The following is a 22,583-nucleotide window of genomic DNA, read 5'->3' as shown; positions in this document are numbered from 1 at the left end:
AACGAGCGACGTTACTCGACGAGAACCGCGTTGACCTGTCCGTCTTGACCGGGGCGGGAGGTAACGCGGGCGCGGCCTTCGGTCGTTTCGACGATGGCGCCCTTCGTGATGATGTTCCGTCGGACGTAGTTGGGGTTCGAGGCGTTCTCGACGACGTCCTCGATGTCGGCGCTGACGACGCCGTCGTCGGTGGCGACGCTGGCGACTGCGCGGGCGACCGCACGGACCTTCGTCGTGTTGCCGTGGGAATCGACGACTTTCAGTTTGTCCTCGCCGACGCGGGTCTCGGTCGGCTCGTTGCCGAGTTCGTGCTTGCGCTTTTTGCGTACGTTGCGTCGTCGACCGCCAGTCCGTTTCTTCTCGGACCGTCCGTGACTGTTCATATGCGTTAGCTATCCCGGGCGCGTACTTCAATGCCTCGGGTTGGAGTGGATGGATGAAACGTAGGTTTCAGTCGATGTTGGCTAGGTGTCTCTCTCGACTGCAACACCTCCGAAGCCCTCAGCCGGCTGGCGGTCGCTCAGCGGGATACCCTCGCTTCGCTCGGATAGTGCCCGCTGAGGCGACTAAAATAAACGCCACCCGGCTTCGCCCTTCGAGTCCGCCAGGACAGCACCGCACCACGAACCTCCCCAACCGACTCCCTCCCTCACGGCTCCCTCCGGTCGCCGTTCGGCATCCGAGGGTCTCGCTTCGCTCCGACCCTCGCTCTCCCTCACTTCGTTCGGTCAGTCGTCCCTCGCACGGTTTCGTCCGACCGCCGCTCACGGGGTGTTCGCGGCGGTCGGCCAGCGTGCGCCATTTATAAAAACCAATTGGCCGGGAGCGAGTGGCCGCCCGTGGCGGCCCTCGCGACCCGGGGAAGGGCAGGCGTCGTGTGGTCCCTGGTGGACTGAAAGGGCGAGGCCCGGTGGCGCCGGTGGGGAGTCGCTGAGGAGGCACTACCCGAGCAGAGCGAGGGTATCCTCCTCAGCGACCGCCACCGGGCCGAGGGCTTTCCGACCGTTAGCGGTCAAGCAGTCGCCAAGCTTCCTTTATAAACAAACACCTAGCGGACCGACGGGTATTTGGCCGCGCCACGACAGCGATTTATCATGAGCCTCCGGACGGCCGTCGCCGCCCCCTTCCGACAGGAGGGGAGCCGCGAAATGGGGGAAAGCGCCTTCGTCGTCGCCCTCTCTCTGGACCGCGACTGGTTCTCGCCGGACCAGGCGAAGCGACTGGTCGACGTCGCCGCCAGCGAGGGGATGGTCGACCGGGCCGAGGGCCAACTGGTCGCCCAGTTCGACCCGAGCGATGTCGACGTGCCCGAGGATTTCGTCCCCGACGAATCAATCCTGCAGGAACGGTCGACCTTCGAGCGGGTCCTCGGCGCGCTGGTCGATGCCGGCCACGACAAACAGGAGGCCGTCGCGGCCGTCAACACCCTCCAGTCGGACATGGCGGTCACCATCGAGGCCGCGGCGGTCCTCTACGCACACCGGCAGGGAATCGACGTTCAGGAAATCGCGGATGTCGCCCGCTCGGAGTTATAAATGGTCAACGACGAACTCACCGACGGCAAGCGCATCGGGCAGTTACTCTCCTCGGAGATTCACGGCTACGAACGCGGCGCCCTGGGCCGCCTCTCGGTCGTCGACGCCGACACCGAGGTCGAACCCACCGAGGCAGGGGCGTTCGCCTACGCCATCGAGTACGAGACTGGAGACGGGCCCGCGGACACCAAGGACGGCGAACCGACGCGCATCGCCGAGGTGTACGTCCATCCGGACCGCGCCCACGTGGAGTTCCGGGAAGGCGTCGATATCGCCGCCGAAACGGGCGAATCTGAGGGGCTTCGCGTCCGCCCGAGGGCCGTCGAACCACCACGGACGCTCGTGTTCGTCGAGAACGGCGCCGAAGTCAAGGGCACCCTGCGGGTGATTCGCACGGTTGCAGAAACGCTTACTGCCGACAACTGAGTGACCGGCCAAACGGGTGCGCTTATAAACACCGCCCGCTACACGCCGGTAAATGGGTTTCTTCGACGACCTCGCCGACCGCATCGACTCGACCGATAGCGTCGTCTCCGTCGGGTTGGACCCCGACCTCGACCGCCTGCCGGAGTTCCTCGACGGCGACCTGCCGCGCTGGCAGTTCAACCGACGGGTTATCGACGCGACTCACGAACACGCCGCCTGCTACAAGCCGAACGCCGCCTTCTACGAGGACGCCGACGGCTGGCGTGCGCTCGAAGAGACGATTGCCTACGCCCACGGGAAGGGCGTCCCCGTCCTGCTGGACGCCAAACGCGGCGATATCGGCAACACGGCCCGCCAGTACGCCGACCTGCTGGCCGACGACGGCCTCGGCGCGGACGCGATGACTGTCAACCCCTATATGGGCCGGGACACCCTCGAACCCTATCTCTCGATGGAGGACAAGGGCGTCATCGTCCTCTGTCGGACCTCCAACGAGGGGGGCGCGGACTTCCAGAACCTCAACGTCGGCAACGGAAAGCCCCTCTACGAGTACGTCGCCCAGCGCTGCGAGGAGTGGAACGACAACGACAACGTCGGCCTCGTCGTCGGTGCGACGGCCCCCGAAGAACTCGAATCCGTCCGTAACCTCGTTGACCTCCCATTCCTCGTGCCCGGCGTCGGCGCACAGGGTGGCGACGCCGAAGCGGCCGTCGAATACGGACTCGCAGACGGAGTCGGCCTCGTCAACTCCTCGCGTGGCATCATCTTCGCCGGCGAAGGCGCCGACACGGAGACGGAATACTTCGGCGCCGCCGGCCAGTCGGCGAAGCGACTCAAGAAGCGACTGAATAAATACCGATAGAAAGCAGTTCGAGAACGGTTTCGGGTTATTCCACTCTTAATACGGCGCTAGAGGCGCCGTCACCTTACATATCGGGGAAGGCTTTCGCGGCGTCGGCGAAGCCGTTGACCTTTTTGATCCAGCGTGCGGCAACGGTCTTCTTGAGCGCCTTCGCGGCGGAGCCGCCGAAGGTGTCGACGGGCAGGCCCTTGACGTCGTGGGCGACGGCCTTGCTGCCGACGGAGATGAGCGTCCCTTTGTCGTCGTAGGTCCATTCCTTGAGCGGCTGGCCGCGAATGTCACGGGCGATGTTCTCGCCGGCGACTTCGGCGGCCTGCCAGGCGGCCTGTGCGGTCGGCGGTGCGGGGTTGTCCTGGTCGGGCTGGTCGACGAGGGCGGCGTCGCCCAGCGCGAAGATGCGCTCGTCGGTCGTCTGGAAGTTCGAGGCAGCCTCGATGCGGTTGCTGCGTTCGTCCTTGTCGACGTCGACGGTTTCGGCGGCGTCCTGACCGGTGATGCCGCCGGTCCACAGGAGCACGTCGTAGTCGAGTTCCTTCTCCTCGCCGACGTAGACCGTCTCCTCGTCGACTTCGCCGATGAACTCGCCGGTGTGGATTTCGACGTCCTTGTCCTCCAGCAGTTTGCGGAGTTTGGCCTGCACGACCGGGTCGTTGTTCGGGAAGACGTTGTCCAGCCCCTCGACGAGGTGGATTTCAAGCGGCGCGCGGTGCTTGTCGCGGAACTCCGCGATTTCGCCGGCCGACTGGATACCGGAGAGGCCGGCACCGCCGACGATAATCTGGGCGGGATCGTTTCGGGAGGCCTCGCGTGCGGCCTCGCTGACCGCGTCGTGGATTTCGAGGGCGTCTTCGAGGCTCTTGAGCGTCAGCGAGTGTTCCTCAAGGCCGTCGATGCCGAAGAAGGCCGTCTGGGAACCGAAGCCGACGAGCAGGTAGTCGTATTCGATGGTCGAGTCGTCCGCGAGCGTGATTTCGCGGGCGTCCTCGTCGACTTCCTCGACGCGGCCCTGCACGAAGCGCGTGGAGGGCGACTTGATTTCGTCGATGTCGAAGGTGATCTTCTCCTTGATGTCGGGGTCCCGGATACAGCGGTGGGACTCGTGGAGAACGAGGTGGTGGTCGACGTCCGAGACCCACGTGAGGTCCGCCGTCTCGTCGAGTTCCGATTCGAGTTTCTTGACCGCGCCGGTGCCGGCGTAACCGGACCCGAGCACGACGACGTCATCCGTCATATGGTACGATGGGTAATCCACCGATACAAAGGTGTTGGAACTGGATTCTCGGCGAATATTGCTATACCGACGGAAAACGGCGCCTTAGTGGAGCGGGTCGGCGTTGCCCGCGGGCGCCTCCATGTTGTCGATAGTGAGAATGAGGCTGTTGTTCGTGTCGTCCTTGCCTTCGAGTTCGCCCTCGATGAGGAGCTTCGATAGCGGCGTCGGGCCGACGCTGATTTTGTCGCCCTCGTCGAAGTCCGCGATAGAGCCCTGCAGTTTGATTTCAGCACGACAGAGTTCCGGATGATGGACGCTCGTGAGGTCGATTTCCTGAACGTTCGCGCCCTCGATGAGTTCGCCGTTGTGGCGGAAGGGAACGTCTGCGGCCTGCTCCATCTCCTGAATCTTCAGTGCGTCATACGCGTTGGCCGTCGGCTTGTAGCCGCCCTTCGGCCCCGGTACGCCCTCGACCAACTGCAGCGCCTTGAGGCTCTGCATCTGGTTGCGGATGGTCCCCGGATTGCGATCTACCTGCTCGGCGATGTCCTCGCCTTTAACCGCACTTTCGGACTCCCGGTAGAGATTGACGAGTTCCTGCAGAATCGTCTTCTGACTGGGAGTCAACTCGATTGATGACATAAACTAGCATTTGGTAGTTTCATCCTTAAACCCGACGGTGGGGAGATGCCGTTGAGAGTGCGTTCTACCCGGTGTACCGTCGAAGAACGCGTACGGCCGGTCTACGGCCATATTCGGTCGGCCGGACTCGCACACGCTCGCCTCCCCCGGCGTTTCGGACCCACTCTTCCGGCAACGATTGCGACCGTTTTTATCGCTGGCGGCGGAGGAGTCGATATGGACCTGCGAGTCATCGGTGCGCCGATGGACCTCGGTGCGGACCGCCGTGGCGTCGACATGGGACCGTCGGCCATCCGGTATGCTGGCCTCTCGGACGCCGTCAGGGACGTCGGCTACTCCTACGACGACACCGGCGACCTGCCCGTCCCGCGACCGGAAGGTCGGAACCCGAACGCCGAACGCCCCGACGGCGGCAACGCGAAGTACCTCCGTGAAACCCGGTGGGTCTGCCGTCGCGTCGAAAGCGCCGTCGCCGACGCCATCAACGACGGCGATTTCCCCCTCGTGTTGGGTGGGGACCACTCCATCGCCATCGGGAGCGTCGGCGGTGCGAGCAAGGAACAGGATATCGGCCTCCTTTGGCTGGACGCCCACGGAGATTTCAACACCTCCGAAACCTCGCCGAGCGGCAACATCCACGGGATGCCCATCGCCGCGATGCTCGGCCATGGCTCCTTCGCCGACAAGAGTTGGGCGACGGCCAACATCGACGAGGAGAACATCGCCATGGTCGGTCTCCGCGATATCGACGCCGAGGAACGAACCGCCATCAACAGCAGCGACGTGAACGCCTACACGATGAGCGACGTCGATAGTCGCGGCCTGACACCCATCGTCGAAGACGCAATCGAGGCCGCCCTCGACGGCGTCGACGCACTCCACGTCAGCCTCGACATGGACTTTCTGGATCCCAACGAAGCGCCCGGCGTCGGGACGCCCGTCCGCGGCGGCGCCAGCTATCGGGAAGCCCACGCCGCGATGGAACTGGTCGCCGACACCGACGCCGTCTGCTCGATGGAAGTCGTCGAAGTCAACCCAATTCTCGACTCGCACAACAAGACCGCCGACCTCGCGGTCGAACTCATCGCCAGCGGGCTCGGCAAGCGGATTCTCTGAGCGCGACGGATACTCTTTTAATCCAATTCGAGCATCTCGGCGACCTGCTGCATGTCCTTGTCGCCGCGGCCCGAGAGGTTCACGACGATGGTGTCGTGGTCGCCCTCGTCGGCGAGTTCCCCGGCCAGCGCGACAGCGTGGGCCGATTCGAGCGCCGGGATGATGCCTTCGAGTTCCGAAAGGTCGCGGAACGCTGCCAGCGCCTCGTCGTCCGTAATCCCGCGGTACTCACAGCGGCCGACCTCGCGGAACATGGCGTGTTCCGGGCCGACGCTCGGGTAATCGAGGCCAGCGGAGACGCTATGGACGTCGACGCCCTCGCCGATGACGCGCGTTTTCATGCCGTGAAGGACGTCCTCTTCGCCCTCGGCCAGCGGCGCAGCGTGCTGGGTCGATTCGGAGCCCTTGCCGCCGCCTTCGCCGCCGTAGAACTCGACGGGGTCGTCCCGGAAGGCGTGGAACAGACCGATGGCGTTGGACCCGCCGCCGACGCAGGCCACGCAGGCGTCTGGAAGGCCTCCAATCTGGTCGATGATTTGTTCGCGGGCCTCCGTGCCGATGACCGACTGGAACTCCCGGACCATCCGCGGGAAGGGGTCGGGGCCGACCACGCTGCCGACGAGGTAGTGGGTATCCTCCATGTTCTCGGCGAAGTCCTCCAGAGCGGCGTCGACGGCGTCGGCAAGGCCCTCGCCGCCGCGCGTGACTTCGTTAACTTCCGCGCCCATCAGGCGCATGCGGAAGACGTTCATCTTCTGCCGCTCGACGTCCTTCTTCCCCATGTAAATCTCCGTATCGAGGTCGAAGAGCGCGCCAACCATCGCCGTCGCGACGCCGTGTTGGCCGGCGCCGGTTTCGGCGATAAGGCGGTCCTTGCCCGCCTTCTCGGCCAAAAGCGCCTGCCCGACGCAGTTGTTAATCTTGTGCGCGCCGCCGTGGAGCAGGTCCTCCCGTTTGAGGTAGATATCGGCGCCGTAAGCCTCGCTGAGGTTCTCGGCGTGGAACAGCGGCGTCGGCCGCCCGGCGTACTGTTCGAGGGCGTGGCGGAACTCTTCTTTGAACGCCTCGGATTGGGCGATTTCCTCGAAGGCGCCCGCCAACTGTTCGAGCGGCTCCTGCATCGGTTCGGGGACGTACCGTCCGCCGAACTCGCCGAACTGGTGGTCGTCGGAATCGGACATACCCGTACCTGTTCGGTGGTGTATAAAAGAGTTGGCGGATGGCCAGAATCGGGACGTGAGGGAGTTACTCCTCGTCGCCGTCCGCGTCGTCGGCGTCGCCGTCCTCGTCCATCGCTTCGGCGGGGACGACGTCGACGCCAGCGACCTGGTCGTCGTCATCGACTTTCATCACGACGACGCCCTTGGTGTTCCGGCCGACTTCCGACACCTCGTCGACGTGGGTGCGCATAATCTGGCCGGACTCGCTCATGATGACGAGGCCGTCGCCCGCCGAAACCGTGTTGATGGAGCAGACGGGGCCGTTGCGCTCGTCGGTCTTGATGTCGATGAGACCCTTGCCGTAGCGGGACTGCTGGCGGTATTCCTCGAGCGCTGTCCGCTTGCCGTATCCGTGTTTGGTGACCGTCAGCAGGTCGCGGTCGTCCTCGCTTTCGGCGGCGACGAGGCCGGCGACCTTGTCGTCGCCTTCGAGTTTGATGCCGTTGACACCGCGGGCCGTCCGGCCCATCGGTCGGGCGTCCTCCTCGGCGAAGCGAATGGTCATACCCTGTCGGGTACCGACGAACAGGTCCCCGTCGCCGGAGGTCACCTCGACGTCGACCAGCGAGTCCTCGTCTTCGAGGCTGACGGCGCGGATGCCGCCCGAGTGGACGTTCTCGAACTCGGAGACGGCGGTTCGCTTGACGTAGCCGCCTTCGGTCGCCATCGCGAGGTAGCCCTCGTCGATGTCGTCCGTGTTGACGACGGCCGTAATCTCCTCGCCGTCGTCGAGGTCGATGATGTTGACTGCCGAGGTACCGCGGGCGGTCCGGCCCATTTCGGGCAACTCGAAGACCTTCAGGCGGTAGACCTGCCCCTGATTCGTGAAGCAGAGCAGGTAATCGTGTGTCGAGGCGGTGAAGACCGTCGACACCTGGTCGCCTTCCTTGGGTCGGGAGCCGATGATGCCCTTGCCGCCGCGGTGCTGGGGGTCGAAATCGGCCAGCGGCATCCGCTTGACGTAGTCGTCCTCGGTGACGACGACGACGACCTCCTCCTCGGCGATGAGGTCCTCGCGGGTGACCGCACCCGCGTCCTCGATGATGTGGGTCCGGCGCTCGTCGTCGTACTCCTCCTTGACCTCGCGGAGTTCGTCCTTGATGACGTCGAGCAGTTCCTCTTCGTCGCCGAGGATGGTTTCGAGCCGTTCGATTTCGGCCTGAACCTCCTCGTATTCGGTCTGGATTTCGCCGGCCTCCATCGAGGTCAGCGAACCCAACTGCATCCGAACGATGTGTTCGGCCTGGGTCTCCGAGAGGTCGAAGTCCTCCTGAAGGGTACCGATGGCTGCATCGCGGTCCTCGCTGTTCTGAATCAGGTCGACGACGCTGTCGACGTTGTCGAGCGCGACCAGTCGGCCTTCGAGGATGTGTGCGCGGTCCTCGGCCTCGCCGAGTTCGAACTGCGAGCGTCGGCGGACCACTTCGCGGCGGTGGTCGACGAACTGTTCGAGCAGTTCCTTCAGGTTCAGCACCCGGGGCTGCTCGTCGACAAGCGCCAGCGAGATGACCGAGAACGTGTTTTCGAGGTGGTTCTCGATGAGCTGGTTCTTGACGACATCGACGTTAGCGCCGCGCTTACAGTCGATGACGACGCGGATGCCGTTCCGGTCGGACTCGTCGCGAATGTCGCTGATACCCTCTATCTTGCCGTCCTTGACGTCCTCGGCGATGCGCTCGATGCGGCGGGCCTTGTTCTCCTGATATGGGAGTTCGTTGATGATGATACGGTCGCCGCCCTTCTCGCTGTACTCGACGTCGAGGTCGGCGCGAACGCGGAGGCGCCCGCGGCCCTCGGTGTAGGCGTCCCACAGGCCCTCGCGGTTGACGATGTTCGCGCCGGTCGGGAAGTCCGGCCCTTTGATGTAGCCGTCCGATTCGGGCGTGTCGATGAGGTCCGACACCGAACAGTCGGGATTGTCGATGAGGTGGATTGCCGCGTCAACGACCTCACCGAGGTTGTGCGGCGGGATGTTGGTCGACATCCCGACGGCGATACCGGAGGCGCCGTTCAGAAGGAGGTTCGGCACCTTCGACGGCAGGACGTCGGGTTCGGTCAGTCGGTCGTCGTAGTTGCTCGTGAAATCGACCGTATCCTTGTCGATGTCCGCCAGCAACTCCTGAGCGAGCGGGGCCATCCGGGCCTCGGTATACCGCATCGCGGCGGGCGGGTCGCCGTCGATAGACCCGAAGTTCCCCTGTCCGTCGACGAGCGGGTAGCGCAGCGAGAAGTCCTGGGCCATCCGCGCCAGCGCGTCGTAGATGGCCTTGTCGCCGTGCGGGTGGTAGTTACCCATCGTCTCGCCGACGATGGAGGAGGACTTCCGGTGGCCGGACCGGGGCGTGAGGCTCATCTCCTCCATCGCATAGAGGATGCGCCGCTGGACGGGCTTGAGGCCGTCACGGGCGTCGGGCAGCGCACGCCCGACGATGACGCTCATCGCGTAGTCGATGTACGACTGCTCCATCTCGTCCTCGATGCGGACGGGCTCTACCTTGTCTGCCGGAACGTCCGGCGCGTCGGGTGTTTCAGAACTCATATTAGATGTCAATCCACTCGGCTTCGTCGGCGTGTTCCTTGATGAACTGCTTGCGCGGTTCGACCGCATCGCCCATCAGCACGCTGAACATCCGGTCCGCGGCGGCGGCGTCCTCGATGGTGACCTGCTTGAGAATCCGGTTTTCCGGGTTCATCGTCGTATCCCAGAGCTGTTTCGGGTTCATCTCGCCGAGGCCCTTGAACCGCTGGACCTGCGAGGGGTTGCCGTCACAGACCTCCTCGACGATGCGGTCCCGCTCTGCTTCGGTCATCGCATCGTAGGTCTCGCCCTTGTACCGGATGCGGTACAGCGGCGGTTGGGCGGCGTAAACGTAGCCGCGTTCGATGAGCGGCGTCATGTGTCGATAGAGGAAGGTAAGCAGAAGCGTCCGGATGTGGGCACCGTCGACGTCGGCGTCACAGAGGATGATAATCTTCTGATAGCGAGTCTCCTCGATGTCGAACTCCTCGCCGATGCCGGTGCCGACGGCGGTGATGAGGTTCCGAATCTGGTCGTTCTCCAGAATCCGGTCCAGTCGGTGTTTCTCGACGTTGAGAATCTTCCCGCGAAGCGGGAGGATGGCCTGAAAGTCGGGATTGCGACCCTGTTTGGCGGAGCCACCGGCGGAGTCGCCCTCGACCACGAAGAGTTCGGCCTCCTCGGGGTCGCGGGTCTGACAGTCCGCGAGTTTGCCGGGCAGCGAGGTCGATTCCAGCGCGGACTTCCGACGGGTCAGTTCCTCGGCCTTCTTGGCCGCTTTTCGAGCCTTCGCGGCCTCGACGGCCTTCGAGACGATGGCTTCGGCCGTGCTCGGGTTCTCTTCGAGGTAGGTCGCCAGTTCCTCGTGGACGGCCCCCTCGACGATGCCCCGGACCTCGCTGTTGCCCAGTTTGGTCTTGGTCTGTCCCTCGAACTGCGGGTCGGGGTGTTTGACCGAGATGACGGCGGTCAGTCCCTCGCGGATGTCCTCGCCTTTGAGGGTGCCGTCGAGGTCCGACAGCATGTTGTTCGAGGTGGCGTAGTCGTTGATGACCCGCGTCAGGGAGGTCTTGAAGCCGGTCAGGTGGGTCCCGCCCTCGCGGGTGTTGATGTTGTTCGCGAAGGCGTGAATCGAGCCCTGCACGCCCGCAGTCGCCTGAATAGCGACTTCGACGTGGATGTCGTCTTCCTCGTCCTCGAAGTAGACGACTTCGTCGTGGAGGACGTCGCGGGTCTCGTTGAGGTATTCGACGAACTCCTTGATGCCGCCCTCGTACTCGAAGGTGTCCTCTTCTATCTCCTCGGGACGGTCGTCCCGGAGCGTGATGGCGACGCCGGGGTTGAGGAAGGCGAGTTCCCGAAGCCGCGACTGGAGCGTCGAGTAGGTGAACTCGCCCGTCTCGAAGATGTCGTCGTCAGGCCAAAAGCGGATTTCGGTGCCCGTCTCCTCGTCTTCGTCCATCTCCCGGACCTGTTCGAGTTCGCCCTGGGGTTCGCCGTGGTCGAAGCGGTGTTGCCAGACGTAGCCGTCCCGTTTGATTTCGACCTCGAGTTCCTTCGAGAGGGCGTTGACCACGGAGACGCCGACGCCGTGGAGGCCGCCGGAGACCTGGTAGGACTTGCTGTCGAACTTGCCGCCGGCGTGGAGGACCGTCATGATGACCTCGACGGCGGAGCGGTCGTACTCCTCGTGGGTTTCCACGGGGATACCGCGGCCGTCGTCCCTGACGGTCACCGAGTTGTCGTCGTTGATGACGACCTCGATGGTGTCACAGTAGCCGGCGAGCGCCTCGTCGATGGAGTTGTCGACGACCTCGTAGACGAGATGATGGAGACCACGGGCGTCCGTCGACCCGATGTACATGGCCGGGCGCTTCTGGACTGCTTCGAGTCCTTCCAGCACCTGTATCTGCCCGGCGCTGTATTCACTATCCTGAGACATCTGAAGTATCTATCCACCCCTAGCCACCGGGCAGGTATAAAACCCCCACACGCGCCCGCGCGTGAGCGAAGATGAAGCAGGCTATTCGGCGAGTGGAACCCGGTTACTGCGGCGCATCGAAACGCCGACTTACCGACCGTATTGGACGATTACTCCTCGGCCAGTTTCGTCCATTCCGCCTCGACCTTTCGGTTGGCGGCGATCCACGTATCACCGTTTTCGAGCGTGAACCGACTCTTGCGCAGTTCGATGGCCGCAACGGTCCCTTCCGTGCTGCCGACCTTGATTTCGTCACCGACCTCGAAGTCGGGGTCCCGGAGCAGATAGACGCCAGCGACGGTGTCCTCGATCATCTCCGAGAGCGCATACGAGACGCCCAAGGCGATGAAGCCGACGGCCGTCCCGAGGCTGGCGGCGATATCGCCCATTCCGACGATTTTCAGGAACGTCAATCCCGCAGCGAACCACAGGAAGATGCCGACGACAGTGACGAAAAGCTGTGCGACCAGTTCCTGTCGCTCCCCGTAGTACCGACGGAGCGACGCGCCGAGGGCCGCCAGAATGAGCCGCACCCCGAGATAGGCGACGGCGGCGAAAACGAGGCCCGCAACGAGTCGGGGAAGCGCCGCCTCGACGCCACTCACGAGCCCGCGAATCGTACTGTCGACGATTCGGAGAACGAAATCAGCCACCATATCCGCCTTCCCGGAGCCCTGCGGCAAAAGGGTTCCCCGACATGATTTATACGATGGCGCGACGACGTTCCGGGGAATGTCGGCGTTTTTCACGATGCTGCTGGTCACCACGGTCGCGGGACTGCTGACCGGCCTCGGCGCGCTGCCCACGCTGCTCGGCGCGCGCATCAGCCACCGGGTCTACGATGCAGCCCTCGGACTGGCCGGCGGCATCATGGTCGCCGCGTCGGTGTTCGGCCTCATCATCCCGGGCATGGAACAGGGAACCCTATCGGCGGTGATGGCCGGCGTCTTCATCGGCGGCTTCACGCTGTTGGCCGGCAACCGCGTCATCCCGCATCTCCACGTCCGGTACACGCGCTGGCGGGGCGAGGGTGGCGCCGAGGATACCTCAAGCGACGCGAGTCTCGACGACCGCATCCGCCGGGCCGTCCTCGTCGGCGGCGCCATCACGCTCCACAACGCGCCCGAGGGACTGGCGATGGGCATCGCCTTCGCCTCCGGCCTCGAAGACGTCGCGCTCGTGTTGGCCATCGTCATCGGCCTCCAGAACGTCCCCGACGGCTTCGCCTTCGCCATCCCCGTCAGTCAGGCGGGCGTCTCGGGCGTCCGCGTGTTCCTCTATACGACCCTCTCGGGGGCGGTCCCGCAGGTCGCGGCCTCGATATTCGGCTACGGTCTCGTCTCCGTCGCACAGGGTGTCTTCCCGATTGCTGCCGGCTTCGCGGCCGGGGCTATGCTCGGCGTCGTCTTCCGGGAGATGGTTCCCTCCAGTCACGGCCACGGCTACGCCGACGAGGCCACTGCGGCCTTCCTCGTGGGATTCGCGATATTGGTGGTCGTCGACGCCGCCGTCGTGGTGTAGAAGGGACGCTTTGCTGAGTGAGTGGCTTCTTTCACCACGGCCGTGAACCGGTTCCTATGGTAAGCGCCTCAATAACGGTTGTCGGAATCGTGGCGACAGTTCTACTCCTCTGTTGTAGCGCCTTCTTCTCCAGTTCCGAGACGGCCGTCTTCTCGCTGCCGACCCAGTGGATAGACGAGCAGGCGGCCTCGGGCGACCCCCGTGCGGACGTCCTGAAGGAACTCCGGGATGACCCCCACCGCCTGCTGGTGACGCTGCTCGTCGGCAACAACGTCGTGAACATCGCGATTTCGAGCATCCTGACCGTCCTCATCACCAGTCGCCTCTCGGCCGGCCCCGGCGTCGCCGTGACGACGGTTATCACCAGTTTCCTCATCCTGATTTTCGGCGAAATCGTGCCGAAGGCCTACGGCCTCGGCAACGCTCAACAGTGGTCGCTGACCATCGCCTCGCCCGTCCGGTTCGTCGAACGCGCGCTGTCGCCGCTCATCTCGCTTTTCGACGCGATTACGCGCCGGATGAACGCACTCATCAGCGTCGACCCGGATATCGAGAAACCGTACACCGATTGAGCGGACGCATCGCCGGATTCATTTATATACCGTATAGTTACCGATCTGTCCGACATCCGTCATCGGAGGCGTGCTGTCGGCCGGTTTCACTTTCACTCCGGTAGCGACGAGGTTTTACGTGGGTGGGGATTTACGTCAAAACGAATGACCTCGTTTCAGTCGCAACTCGGGGAAGGCGGCGGTAGCGAGCCTGCGACGGCCGAGCAGTTGGCCGAAAGTCAGCGCTCCATCTCCATCGCCGAGTTCTTCGAGAAGAACAAGCAGATGCTGGGCTTCGACAGCGGGGCCAAGGCACTCGTCACGGCCGTCAAGGAAGCCGTCGACAACGCCTTAGACGCCACCGAGGAAGCCAGCATCCTCCCGGACATCTACGTCGAAATCGAAGAGGTGGGCAACTACTATCGGCTCACCATCGAGGACAACGGCCCCGGCATCACGAAAGAGCAACTCCCGAAAGTTTTCGGGAAACTCCTCTATGGCTCCCGGTTCCACGCCCGCGAGCAGACCCGCGGCCAGCAGGGTATCGGTATCTCCGCGGCGGTCCTCTACTCGCAGCTCACCTCCGGCAAGCCCGCGAAAATCACCTCGAAGACCGAGAACGGCGGCGACGCCCAGTACTTCGAGTTAACCATCGATACGGACACCAACGAACCCGAAATCGACGTCGACGAGTCCGCATCGTGGGAACGACCCCACGGGACCCGCATCGAACTGGAGATGGAGGGCAACATGCGCGCCCGCCAGCAACTCCACGACTACATCAAGTACACGGCGGTCGTCAATCCGCACGCCCGCATCGAGTTCCACGAACCCAAGGAGTCCTTCAAGTTCGAGCGGGCGACCGACCAACTGCCGCCCGAAACCGAGGAAATCCGCCCACACCCCCACGGCGTCGAACTCGGGACGCTTCTGAAGATGCTCGACGCGACGGACTCGTATTCTATCTCCGGGTTCCTGCAGGGCGAGTTCACCCGCGTGGGCGCCAAGACGGCCGACGAAGTCGTCGACAATTTCCGAGACCGACACTTCGGTCGCGAGATGGCCTGGCGGCCGCCGCAGGCCCACGAGGACGCCGACATCGAAAGCGCCGTCACCGACGCCGTCGCGAACAAAAGCGCCGACGCCACCGAAGCCTTCGCCGAGCGACTTGCCGACGGAATCAAGGACCACGACCGCATCGCCCACACCGAGGTCGCCAAACTCGCCGACGAACTCGCCGACGACGTCGAAGACGAGTTCGACGAGACGTTCGGGTCCACGGTCCGTGACAACGCCGTCGACGCCGCGTGGGACGGGATAATCGTCGACCGCCGCGCCGACTGTTACGAACTCGTCGACGAGGCGACCACGACCCGCAAGGACGACGCTGCCGTCGAAGGGATGGCCCGCCGACTCGCCGACAAGTTCGACGAGCAGGAAGACACGCGCAACCGCGTCACGCAGTCGGGACTCCGGGAGTTCGTCGACCGTGCGGCGGACATGACTGAAGACCGGGACGACGCCAGTTTCGGCGACACGGCCCGCGAGAACATCGTCGACGCCTTCTGGTCGGAGGCCGCCCGCGTTCCCGACGACGTGCCGAACGTCAATTCGGTCGCCGACGACCGGGACACCGCCGCGAAGTTCCTCGAAGCGATGCGCGAGACGGACATCCTCGCGCCGCCGACCGACTGTCTGGCCCCCATCTCCGAGGACCTCGTGCAGGCCGGCCTCGAAAAGGAATACGAGGCTGACTTCTACACCTCCGTCACCCGCGATGCGGCGGTCCACGGCGGCGACCCCTTCGTCGTCGAGGTGGGCATCGCCTACGGCGGCGACCTGTCCGCCGAGGGCTCGGCCGAAATCCTCCGGTTCGCCAACCGCGTTCCGCTGGTCTACCAGCGCGGCGCCTGTGCCACCGTCGACGTCATCAAGGACGTCAACTGGCGGAACTACGGCCTCGACCAGCCCGGCGGCTCCGGGATGCCGAGCGGGCCTGCGGTCATCATGGCCCACGTCGCCTCGACGAGCGTCCCCTTCACCAGCGAATCGAAGGACGCCGTCGCCAACATCCCCGAAATCGAGAAGCAACTCCGACTGGCTCTGCAGGAGGCCGGCCGGGAGATGAACTCCTATCTCAGCAAGCAGCAGTCCCTCGAAAAGCGCCGCCGCAAGCAGAACGTCATCGCCGACATCCTGCCGGAGATGGCCGACAAACTGTCGGAGGTGACCGACCGCGAACCGCTCGATATCGACGACTCGCTGGCACGCATCATGAACAACGTGCTCATCGAGCGGTCCGTCAACGGTTCGACGGTGGAGTTGACCATCCACAATCACGGCGACACGAACGTCGACCCCGAGATTACGGAGATCGTCACCGCCGACCCCGGCGACCACGAGGACGCCACCGTCGTCGAAATGGACGGCGAGTGGTTCCTCAAGTGGTCCCCAACGGTTTCTGGCGGCGAGAAAGCGACCCTCGAATACGACATCGACGGCGACGCCGACTTCGACGTCTCCGTGGAGGGCATCGAAAACGAGCGGCTGACCATCAACGCATAACATGAGCGCAAACGACGACTACGAGATTCAGGACGACCTCGCCCGCGAGCGGCTTATCGACCTCGCAAGCGAGTTCTACGACCAGTTCGCCGAGGGGGACGTTCCGACCATGGAAATCCCGACCCGGACGAAAAGCAACATCGTCTTCGACGAGGACAAGGACGTCTGGGTCTACGGCGACCGTACCTCAACCCGCTCCGCAAATACCGTCAGCGGCGCCCAGAAGCTCCTCAAGGCGATTTACACCATCGAGTTCCTCGAAAACCAGCTCAAGGAGGGCCGCTCGTCGACCCTGCGTGAGCTCTACTACCTCTCCGAATCGTGGGACGAGGAGCGCGCGCAGTTCAACGGCCAGGACGAATCCAACCAACTGGTCGAGGACCTCGAAATCGTCTCCGACGTCACCCGCGAGGACTTCCACATGCGCCCGGAGGAATCCGGGGCGACGATTATGGGCCCGCTGTTCCTCCGTGAGCAGACCCGCCGCGGCGAGCGGGAAATCCACTGCCAGAAGGACGTCGGCGAGGGGGGCTACCAGATTCCGAACAACCCTGACACCATCGAGTTCCTCGACAACGACGCCGATTTCGTGCTGTGCGTGGAGACCGGTGGTATGCGCGACCGTCTCGTCGAGAACGGCTTCGACGAGGAGTACAACGCCATCATCGTCCACCTCAAGGGCCAGCCCGCACGGGCGACCCGCCGTATCACGAAGCGACTCCACGACGAACTCGACCTGCCGGTGGTCGTCTTCTGTGACGGCGACCCGTGGTCGTACCGCATCTACGCCTCGGTCTCCTACGGCTCTATCAAGTCAGCCCACCTCTCGGAGTACCTCGCGACGCCGGAGGCCGAATACATCGGCATCCAGCCGGCGGACATCGTCGAGTACGACCTGCCGACCGACCCGCTCAGCGACTCGGACATCAACGCGCTGGAAAGCGAACTCGACGACCCGCGGTTCCAGGACGACTACTGGACCGAACAAATCGAACTCCAGCTCGATATCGGCAAGAAGGCCGAACAGCAGGCGCTTGCCTCCCGCGGCCTCGACTTCGTGACTGACACCTACCTCCCCGAACGCCTCACGGATATGGGCGTACTGTAATCGGCTGAATCCTTTTTAAGTCGGCCTTCGTGGCCCGTCCATGAACCTCCGCAGGCGACAGGTGCTTGCGCTCGCTGCAACCGGCGTTGCTCCGGCGCTCGCCGGCTGTTCGCCCTGCGGCGAGACGTGGACCGGCGTCGGCTTCCACGTCGAACCGACGACTATCGAGCGGACGGACGGCTGGCGCGTCGATGCACAACTGACGGTGAATTTCAATTTCGCTCGGGAGGGCTACGGTATCCTCGCGCCAGCATTGGCGCTGTTCGGTCGTGACGGCGCCCTGCTGACGGAGGTACCGGTCGATGACCTGACGTGGAGCGACGTGCCGGAAGCGGCCCGAAAATCCGACGACTGTGGGGAGTACGCCACGGTACGCCGCGAGGCGACGCTCGAAAGCGACCGGTTTCCGAAGGTGGTCGGTCTCCGATTCGACGAATACCGGACGGGCTTCGACGAATCGACGACCGTTTCGACGTTTTCTGACGGGACGCCGAACGGCGAAGTTTCTCCCGACGACTACGAGATGGTCGACTTCGAGAGTTTCGGAGTATCGTCCGATAAAATCGAATACGGCTCGCCGGTTCAGGACGCGCGGTTCAACGCGGGACCGCTCATCTGCGAGGACCGCGAGACGCATGCCGAAGCCCGGACGAACGTCCACCTGACGTTCAGCGGCCAGCGGACGCTTCCGGCCGAACACTACCATCCGTTCCTCTCGGACCTACAACCCGATGGGGACCGACTGACAGCGACAATCGGGCTTCGAACGGCACCCCGATTCCGTCGGGGCGAGTGCCTCCGAACCGCCTGGACGGCGAGCGTCGACATCACGGAACCGGAAGCGATGCCGTCGACGGTGGAAATCGAGACGCTCGACGCCGACGGCGAGGTCAGCGAGACGCAGGTCCTCGACGTCGAATCCGACACCCCCGAGCCGTGACTGTCGGCCATACGCTTTTCTCGCCCCGACTCGAATTACGCCCGTGAAGTGGCGCTGCGGCGACTGTGACCGAGTCTATGACGACCCCCCCGAGACGTGCGTCTGTGGGTCGGCGAACCTGCTTCCAGACGAGGGAAGCGACCGGTCACGCTACTCGCTGCTCGCGCTTCGGGAACGCCTGCTGGACCCGAAAAACGCCGACCGGAGCCTCGTCCGCGACGAACCCTACGTCTCGCTGGCGTTTCGGATTCTATTCGCCGTCGCCGTCTTCTGTGTTCTCCTGCTCGTCGTTGGGTTCGTTCTCTGAAACGAGCCGTCCGATTCAGCCATCGAGGGCGACCGGTACGTCCCGCGATTCGAGGTCCTCGACGAACGCCTCGGCGTCGGTTTCGATGGCCTCGAAGGTGTCGTAGTGAATCGGCACGACGAGGCTCGGGTCCATTGCCTCCGCGAGGTCGGCAGCCTCGTGGCGGTCCATCGTGAACGTGCCGCCGATGGGTGGGCAGAACACGTCGACGTCGAGGTGTTCGTGGCCATCCAGTACGTCGGTGTCGCCGGGCCAGTAGACCGAGACGCCGTCGAGGGTGATATGGAAGCCACAGCCCCGGCCCTCGGGATGATACGGTTCGCCGGTCGGTCGGGTATGCGGGCCGTCGGGTTCGTTGTAGGCGGCGGTCGTTCGGATGATTGCGTCGTCGACGGCGATGTCCGCTTCCATGTCGACCTTCCGGATGTCGTAGGGCAGGTCGGCCGGTCGTTCGACGTCGCGGTCGATGAGATGGGTGTTGATGCCCTCGAAGAGGACGACGGTGGCGTCGTCGTCGGCGACCTTCCGGATGGCGTCGGTGTCGTAGTGGTGGTCGTGGGAGACGCAGATGACGTCACCCGCGGGACCCGGCGGGTCCCGGTTTGAGCGAGCGGACGAAGTCCGCGAGCAAACCTCGTAGCCATCGAGGACGCCGTATCGGCCGGGGTCGATGTAGACGACCGTGTCGGCGTCGTCGAGTCGGAGCGTCGCGTAGCCGAGCCACGCGATATCGAGGCCGTCGTGGTTGAGCATACTTTCTCTACGTGGGGGCCCGCCTCAAGCCCGGCGGTTTCGATAGTCGAACGGTGTCCCGGATTTATATATCGGGTTACGCTATCTGAGAGTATGGCGAGTGACGAAGAACTCGCACGACACGTCTCCAAGGTAGAGGGATGTCGGGGGCACGGAGGCGGGTCGGCGGTCGAGGAACTCGACGAATATCGGGAAGCAGCAGGGGAGATACACAACGAACTCGCACGCCGTATCGAACGCGTCGACGAGAACGCGGCCGAGGAAGCAGACCTCGCGGACGTCGTCGAACGGCTCGAACAACTCGAAGCGCGACTCGACGACCTCGAATCGCGGCTTTAGCGCTGGGCCTCGGCCAGTCGCTCGACGCGGTCGAGACTGTCGGCGTTGGCCGGGTTCTTGTCCTCCCTGACGCCGACAAATCGGGGAAAGCGAAGCGCGTACCCCGACGAATAGGTCGGCGACCGCTGGATTTCCTCGTAGCCTACCTCGAAGACGATTTTGGGAGCGATGTCTACCTCGGTGCCTGATTCCGAACGTATGTGCGGTTCCAGCAACCCGTCTAACTCTTCGAGTTTCTCGTCGGTGATTCCCGTCGCCACCTTGCCGATAGTCTCGTAGTCGTCGCCGTCGCGGGCCGAAAGCAGGAACGTCCCGAGCAGGTTCGCTCGGCGGCCTTCGCCCCACTCGGCGCCGGTGACGACCAAATCGAGCGTTTCGACGTCGGGTTTGCGCTTCAGCCAGTTCTTCCCGCGGTTGCCCGGCGTATAGGTCGACTCGGGGTTTTTGAGCATGATGCCCTCGTGGCCCGCCTCCAGCGCATCGGCTTCCAGATCCGCGATTTCGTCGGCGTCGTCCGTGACGACGAGTTCGGAGACGCCCTCCGACAGCAGGCCCGACAGTCGGTCGTGCCGCTCGACCAGCGGTGCGTCCAGCAGGTCGTCGCCGTCGGCGTGCAGACAGTCGAAGGCGTGCAGTTCGACCGCCACGTCCTCGCGGGCCGCCGCCACGTCGTGTTTCCGACGGAAGCGCCGGAGGATTTCCTGAAACGGCAGGGGTTCGCCCTCCTCGTCGACGGCGACGACTTCGCCGTCTAAAATTGCGGGCACGTCGAGTTCGTCGTCGACGAACTCCACGACTTCGGGCAGCGGGTCGGTCACGTCCTCGAGGTTTCGCGAGAAGAGTTGCGTCGTTTCGCCGTCGTGGTGGACCTGCACGCGGGCGCCGTCGTATTTGGTCTCGACGGCGGCTTCCTCCCATTCTTCGAGGGCGTCGACAGCGGTGCCAGCCTGCGCGAGCATGGCCTGAACCGGCCGGCCGACTTCGAGGTGAACGTCCGCCAGTCCATCTTCGCCCTCATCGCGAGCGGTTTCGGCGACGAGGCCGCAGTCGTTCGATACCTGAATCGCGCGTTCGACGGCGTCGGTCGGTACGTCGAAGGCCTCCGCTATCGCGTCGCGAACCGTCCCCTCGCCGACGCCGACGCGCATCTCGCCCAAGACGAGTCGGGCGAGGAAGCGCGCTTCCTGCGGTTCGGCGCGGTTGAACAGGCCGAACAGCGTATCGAGTTTGGTATCCGTACTGCCCGAGCCCGCAGCGGCGGCGAGACTCCGGAGCGTGTCGTCCACTTCGGCGACGGTCAGGGCATCGCTGCCGCCACCACCGAAGGCGGCGAGGCCCTGCTGGCCTCCCAAATCGAGTTCCTCCGCGACCGCGCCGATTTCGCCGACCTCTGCCAGTCGGTCCTCGATATCGTCGGCCGAGACGTTCTGCCCGGCAGCCTTCGCCAGCGCCCCATAGCAGAGGTTCGGACCGATATCGAGTTTCGTGCCGTCGTGGGCCGGAAACACGCGCCCCTGAACGAACCGCGTCACGATAGCGAGGTCCTCGCCCGCGTCCTCGAACAACTCGGCGACCAAGCCGATGGTTTCGAGGTCCGCAGGCTCTTCCTCCATCTCGGCGGCACGGACGGCGAACTCGGCGAATTCCATCGCCTTCCCCTATGCGAGTGGCCTGATTAAAAGGTGCGAATCGAGATAGGAGGCAGAATAGAGAGAAAGCATCCGCGAGCACGCCGAAGGCGTGCGAGCGGTTCCCGGCGGCGAACGGAGTGAGCCGCCGGCTACGTTTTTCCCCACGTTTTTGCGACCGAGAGGTTCCCGCAGCGCGCGAAGCGAGCGAGGAAACCCGAGGGAGTAAAAAGAGGGTGTTCTAGAGCACGTCGTCGAAGTTCTTGTGACCCTTGATGTCGACACCTTCGTCGGTGACCGTAGCGAGGAAGACACCGTTACCGGAGCCGGTGTCGCGTTCGACGGCGGCCTTGATACCGGAGGCGGCGACTTTCTTGGCTTCTTCGTTGGTCATGTCGTCCTCGTACTCGCGTTCGAGGGTACCGTAGGCGACGGTGAGGCCGGAGCCGGTGACGGTGTAGTCGTCCTTCATGACGCCGCCGGCGGGGTCGATGGAGTAGACGTGGTGGCCGTCGTCGTCGACGCCACCGAGGATGGGATTGATAGCGAAGAAGGGACCGCCGCGGGCGAAGTTGCCCGCGAGGGTGGCCAGCGCCTCGATGGAGATGTCGTCGCCACGGCGGGCCTCGTAGAGGTTGACCTCGGCGCGAAGCGAACGGATGAAGGACTGGGCACCGCCGACGGAGCCAACGAGAGTCAGGGCGGCGTTGGGGTGGATCTGTTCGACCTTCTGGACGTCCTTGTTGGAGACGAAGCGGCCACCGAGGGAGGCACGCATGTCGGTAGCGATGACGACGCCTTCGGACGTGGAGATGCCGATGGTCGTCGTCCCGGTTTTGTTGACGCTTTCGAGGTCGTCCGCGGTGAGGTCGTTGGAGGGGACCTCGCCGAGTTCGGGTTCGTACGGCGAGAGCGTGTGGTCCTGACCGGTTCGCGGCAGGGAGGAATCTGGTTGTCGCATTGCCTGCTGGTAGAAACCGACCGCTGATAAATCCTTTCGGTCAGGCCGTCGCTTCCGGTGTCGCGTTTTCGTACGCGGCGCCGAGTCGGTCGACGATACGACCGATGGGAAGCGTGAAGCCGACTCTGCTCGTCGCCAGCGCGACGGGGAGGAGTGCGATACCGAGGACGATGCTGAACTGGTACAGAGCGAAGACGAACGCCCGGTACACCTGGGATGCCATCTCGACAGTCCCAATCCGTTGGGTATATAAATATCTTCTCCTCGTATCGGCGAATCGTATGATAGATTATGAGGGACAGCACCGCCGCCCTCTTGCGATTCAACTACGCTTGTGTTGGTACCCTCTCAAAGCGTGAACGAGGCTACAGGAACGGATAACGTAGGTACCTACGAG

General features: G+C 64.0%; 22 protein-coding genes. 11 read left to right on the top strand and 11 right to left on the bottom strand.

Annotation, left to right across the window (positions count from 1 at the left end):
- Window positions 1–11 precede the first annotated feature (11 nt).
- Window positions 12–383 carry a 30S ribosomal protein S8e gene (locus tag HWV23_RS16655; protein WP_178291502.1) on the bottom strand — a complete coding sequence of 124 codons (372 nt, stop codon included), beginning with the start codon at window positions 381–383 and terminating at the stop codon, window positions 12–14.
- A gap of 711 nt (window positions 384–1,094) precedes the next feature.
- Between HWV23_RS16655 and HWV23_RS16650 the strand changes: the two genes are divergently transcribed.
- The 3 genes from HWV23_RS16650 to pyrF are packed head-to-tail and all read left to right on the top strand — an operon-like array spanning window position 1,095 to window position 2,823.
- The gene (locus tag HWV23_RS16650; RefSeq protein WP_178291501.1) at window positions 1,095–1,535 is read left to right on the top strand and encodes a DUF2240 family protein; all 441 of its coding nucleotides are present in this window, start codon (window positions 1,095–1,097) and stop codon (window positions 1,533–1,535) included.
- Window positions 1,536–1,961 (top strand): DUF7993 family protein, encoded by a 426-nt coding sequence (locus tag HWV23_RS16645; protein ID WP_178291500.1) that lies wholly within the window; start codon window positions 1,536–1,538, stop codon window positions 1,959–1,961.
- A 52-nt stretch (window positions 1,962–2,013) separates the two neighbouring features.
- On the top strand, window positions 2,014–2,823 hold the full coding sequence (gene pyrF, locus HWV23_RS16640) for an orotidine-5'-phosphate decarboxylase (protein ID WP_178291499.1): 810 nt from the start codon (window positions 2,014–2,016) through the stop codon (window positions 2,821–2,823).
- A 64-nt stretch (window positions 2,824–2,887) separates the two neighbouring features.
- On the opposite strand, the gene HWV23_RS16635 is transcribed toward pyrF, so the two are convergent.
- Both HWV23_RS16635 and HWV23_RS16630 read right to left on the bottom strand, forming a co-directional pair.
- Window positions 2,888–4,054, bottom strand: coding sequence for an NAD(P)/FAD-dependent oxidoreductase (locus tag HWV23_RS16635; RefSeq protein WP_178291498.1), 1,167 nt, complete (start codon window positions 4,052–4,054; stop codon window positions 2,888–2,890).
- 84 nt (window positions 4,055–4,138) lie between these two features.
- Window positions 4,139–4,678, bottom strand: coding sequence for an HTH domain-containing protein (locus tag HWV23_RS16630; protein ID WP_178291497.1), 540 nt, complete (start codon window positions 4,676–4,678; stop codon window positions 4,139–4,141).
- A 216-nt stretch (window positions 4,679–4,894) separates the two neighbouring features.
- Between HWV23_RS16630 and rocF the strand changes: the two genes are divergently transcribed.
- Window positions 4,895–5,794 carry an arginase gene (gene rocF / locus HWV23_RS16625; RefSeq protein ID WP_178291496.1) on the top strand — a complete coding sequence of 300 codons (900 nt, stop codon included), beginning with the start codon at window positions 4,895–4,897 and terminating at the stop codon, window positions 5,792–5,794.
- Between the two features lie 17 nt (window positions 5,795–5,811).
- Here the strand turns inward: rocF and trpB are convergent, their stop codons facing one another.
- The 4 genes from trpB to HWV23_RS16605 form a co-directional block, all read right to left on the bottom strand.
- A complete protein-coding gene (gene trpB, locus HWV23_RS16620; RefSeq protein WP_178291495.1) occupies window positions 5,812–6,975 on the bottom strand; it encodes a tryptophan synthase subunit beta in 1,164 nt (387 codons plus the stop codon).
- Between the two features lie 64 nt (window positions 6,976–7,039).
- Complete coding sequence (gyrA, locus tag HWV23_RS16615) at window positions 7,040–9,553, bottom strand: DNA gyrase subunit A (protein WP_178291494.1); 2,514 nt, start codon at window positions 9,551–9,553, stop codon at window positions 7,040–7,042.
- 1 nt (window position 9,554) lies between these two features.
- Complete coding sequence (gene gyrB / locus HWV23_RS16610) at window positions 9,555–11,474, bottom strand: DNA topoisomerase (ATP-hydrolyzing) subunit B (RefSeq protein ID WP_178291493.1); 1,920 nt, start codon at window positions 11,472–11,474, stop codon at window positions 9,555–9,557.
- A gap of 149 nt (window positions 11,475–11,623) precedes the next feature.
- On the bottom strand, window positions 11,624–12,169 hold the full coding sequence (locus HWV23_RS16605) for a mechanosensitive ion channel domain-containing protein (protein WP_178291492.1): 546 nt from the start codon (window positions 12,167–12,169) through the stop codon (window positions 11,624–11,626).
- A 76-nt stretch (window positions 12,170–12,245) separates the two neighbouring features.
- Between HWV23_RS16605 and HWV23_RS16600 the strand changes: the two genes are divergently transcribed.
- The 6 genes from HWV23_RS16600 to HWV23_RS16575 all read left to right on the top strand — a co-directional run bounded on the left by HWV23_RS16600 (window position 12,246) and on the right by HWV23_RS16575 (window position 18,505).
- Window positions 12,246–13,034: a ZIP family metal transporter gene (locus HWV23_RS16600; protein ID WP_178291491.1), complete on the top strand. Its 789-nt coding sequence runs from the start codon at window positions 12,246–12,248 to the stop codon at window positions 13,032–13,034.
- A 56-nt stretch (window positions 13,035–13,090) separates the two neighbouring features.
- Window positions 13,091–13,606 (top strand): CNNM domain-containing protein, encoded by a 516-nt coding sequence (locus tag HWV23_RS16595; RefSeq protein WP_178291490.1) that lies wholly within the window; start codon window positions 13,091–13,093, stop codon window positions 13,604–13,606.
- A 144-nt stretch (window positions 13,607–13,750) separates the two neighbouring features.
- A complete protein-coding gene (locus HWV23_RS16590; protein ID WP_178291489.1) occupies window positions 13,751–16,150 on the top strand; it encodes a DNA topoisomerase VI subunit B in 2,400 nt (799 codons plus the stop codon).
- Window position 16,151: 1 nt separating this feature from the next.
- Window positions 16,152–17,258, top strand: a complete 1,107-nt coding sequence (locus HWV23_RS16585; RefSeq protein WP_178291488.1) for a DNA topoisomerase IV subunit A — start codon at window positions 16,152–16,154, stop codon at window positions 17,256–17,258.
- Between the two features lie 40 nt (window positions 17,259–17,298).
- Complete coding sequence (locus HWV23_RS16580) at window positions 17,299–18,198, top strand: hypothetical protein (protein ID WP_178291487.1); 900 nt, start codon at window positions 17,299–17,301, stop codon at window positions 18,196–18,198.
- A 43-nt stretch (window positions 18,199–18,241) separates the two neighbouring features.
- Complete coding sequence (locus HWV23_RS16575; protein WP_178291486.1) at window positions 18,242–18,505, top strand: hypothetical protein; 264 nt, start codon at window positions 18,242–18,244, stop codon at window positions 18,503–18,505.
- Between the two features lie 15 nt (window positions 18,506–18,520).
- On the opposite strand, the gene HWV23_RS16570 is transcribed toward HWV23_RS16575, so the two are convergent.
- Window positions 18,521–19,258, bottom strand: coding sequence for an MBL fold metallo-hydrolase (locus HWV23_RS16570; RefSeq protein ID WP_178291485.1), 738 nt, complete (start codon window positions 19,256–19,258; stop codon window positions 18,521–18,523).
- Between the two features lie 93 nt (window positions 19,259–19,351).
- Here HWV23_RS16570 and HWV23_RS16565 point away from each other — a divergent pair, with 93 nt between their 5' ends.
- The gene (locus HWV23_RS16565) at window positions 19,352–19,597 is read left to right on the top strand and encodes a hypothetical protein (protein WP_178291484.1); all 246 of its coding nucleotides are present in this window, start codon (window positions 19,352–19,354) and stop codon (window positions 19,595–19,597) included.
- Here the strand turns inward: HWV23_RS16565 and ligA are convergent.
- The 3 genes from ligA to HWV23_RS16550 all read right to left on the bottom strand — a co-directional run bounded on the left by ligA (window position 19,594) and on the right by HWV23_RS16550 (window position 22,409).
- Window positions 19,594–21,246, bottom strand: coding sequence for an ATP-dependent DNA ligase LigA (gene ligA / locus HWV23_RS16560; RefSeq protein WP_178291483.1), 1,653 nt, complete (start codon window positions 21,244–21,246; stop codon window positions 19,594–19,596). The two genes, HWV23_RS16565 and ligA, sit on opposite strands and share 4 nt — an antisense overlap.
- 220 nt (window positions 21,247–21,466) lie before the next feature.
- Window positions 21,467–22,186, bottom strand: a complete 720-nt coding sequence (gene psmB / locus HWV23_RS16555; protein WP_178291482.1) for an archaeal proteasome endopeptidase complex subunit beta — start codon at window positions 22,184–22,186, stop codon at window positions 21,467–21,469.
- Window positions 22,187–22,226: 40 nt separating this feature from the next.
- Complete coding sequence (locus tag HWV23_RS16550; RefSeq protein ID WP_178291481.1) at window positions 22,227–22,409, bottom strand: hypothetical protein; 183 nt, start codon at window positions 22,407–22,409, stop codon at window positions 22,227–22,229.
- Window positions 22,410–22,583 lie beyond the last annotated feature (174 nt).

This window comes from Natronomonas halophila (assembly GCF_013391085.1).
In the GTDB taxonomy this organism is placed as follows: Archaea; Halobacteriota; Halobacteria; order Halobacteriales; family Haloarculaceae; genus Natronomonas; species Natronomonas halophila.
This window is presented reverse-complemented; position numbering and strand designations above follow the sequence as displayed.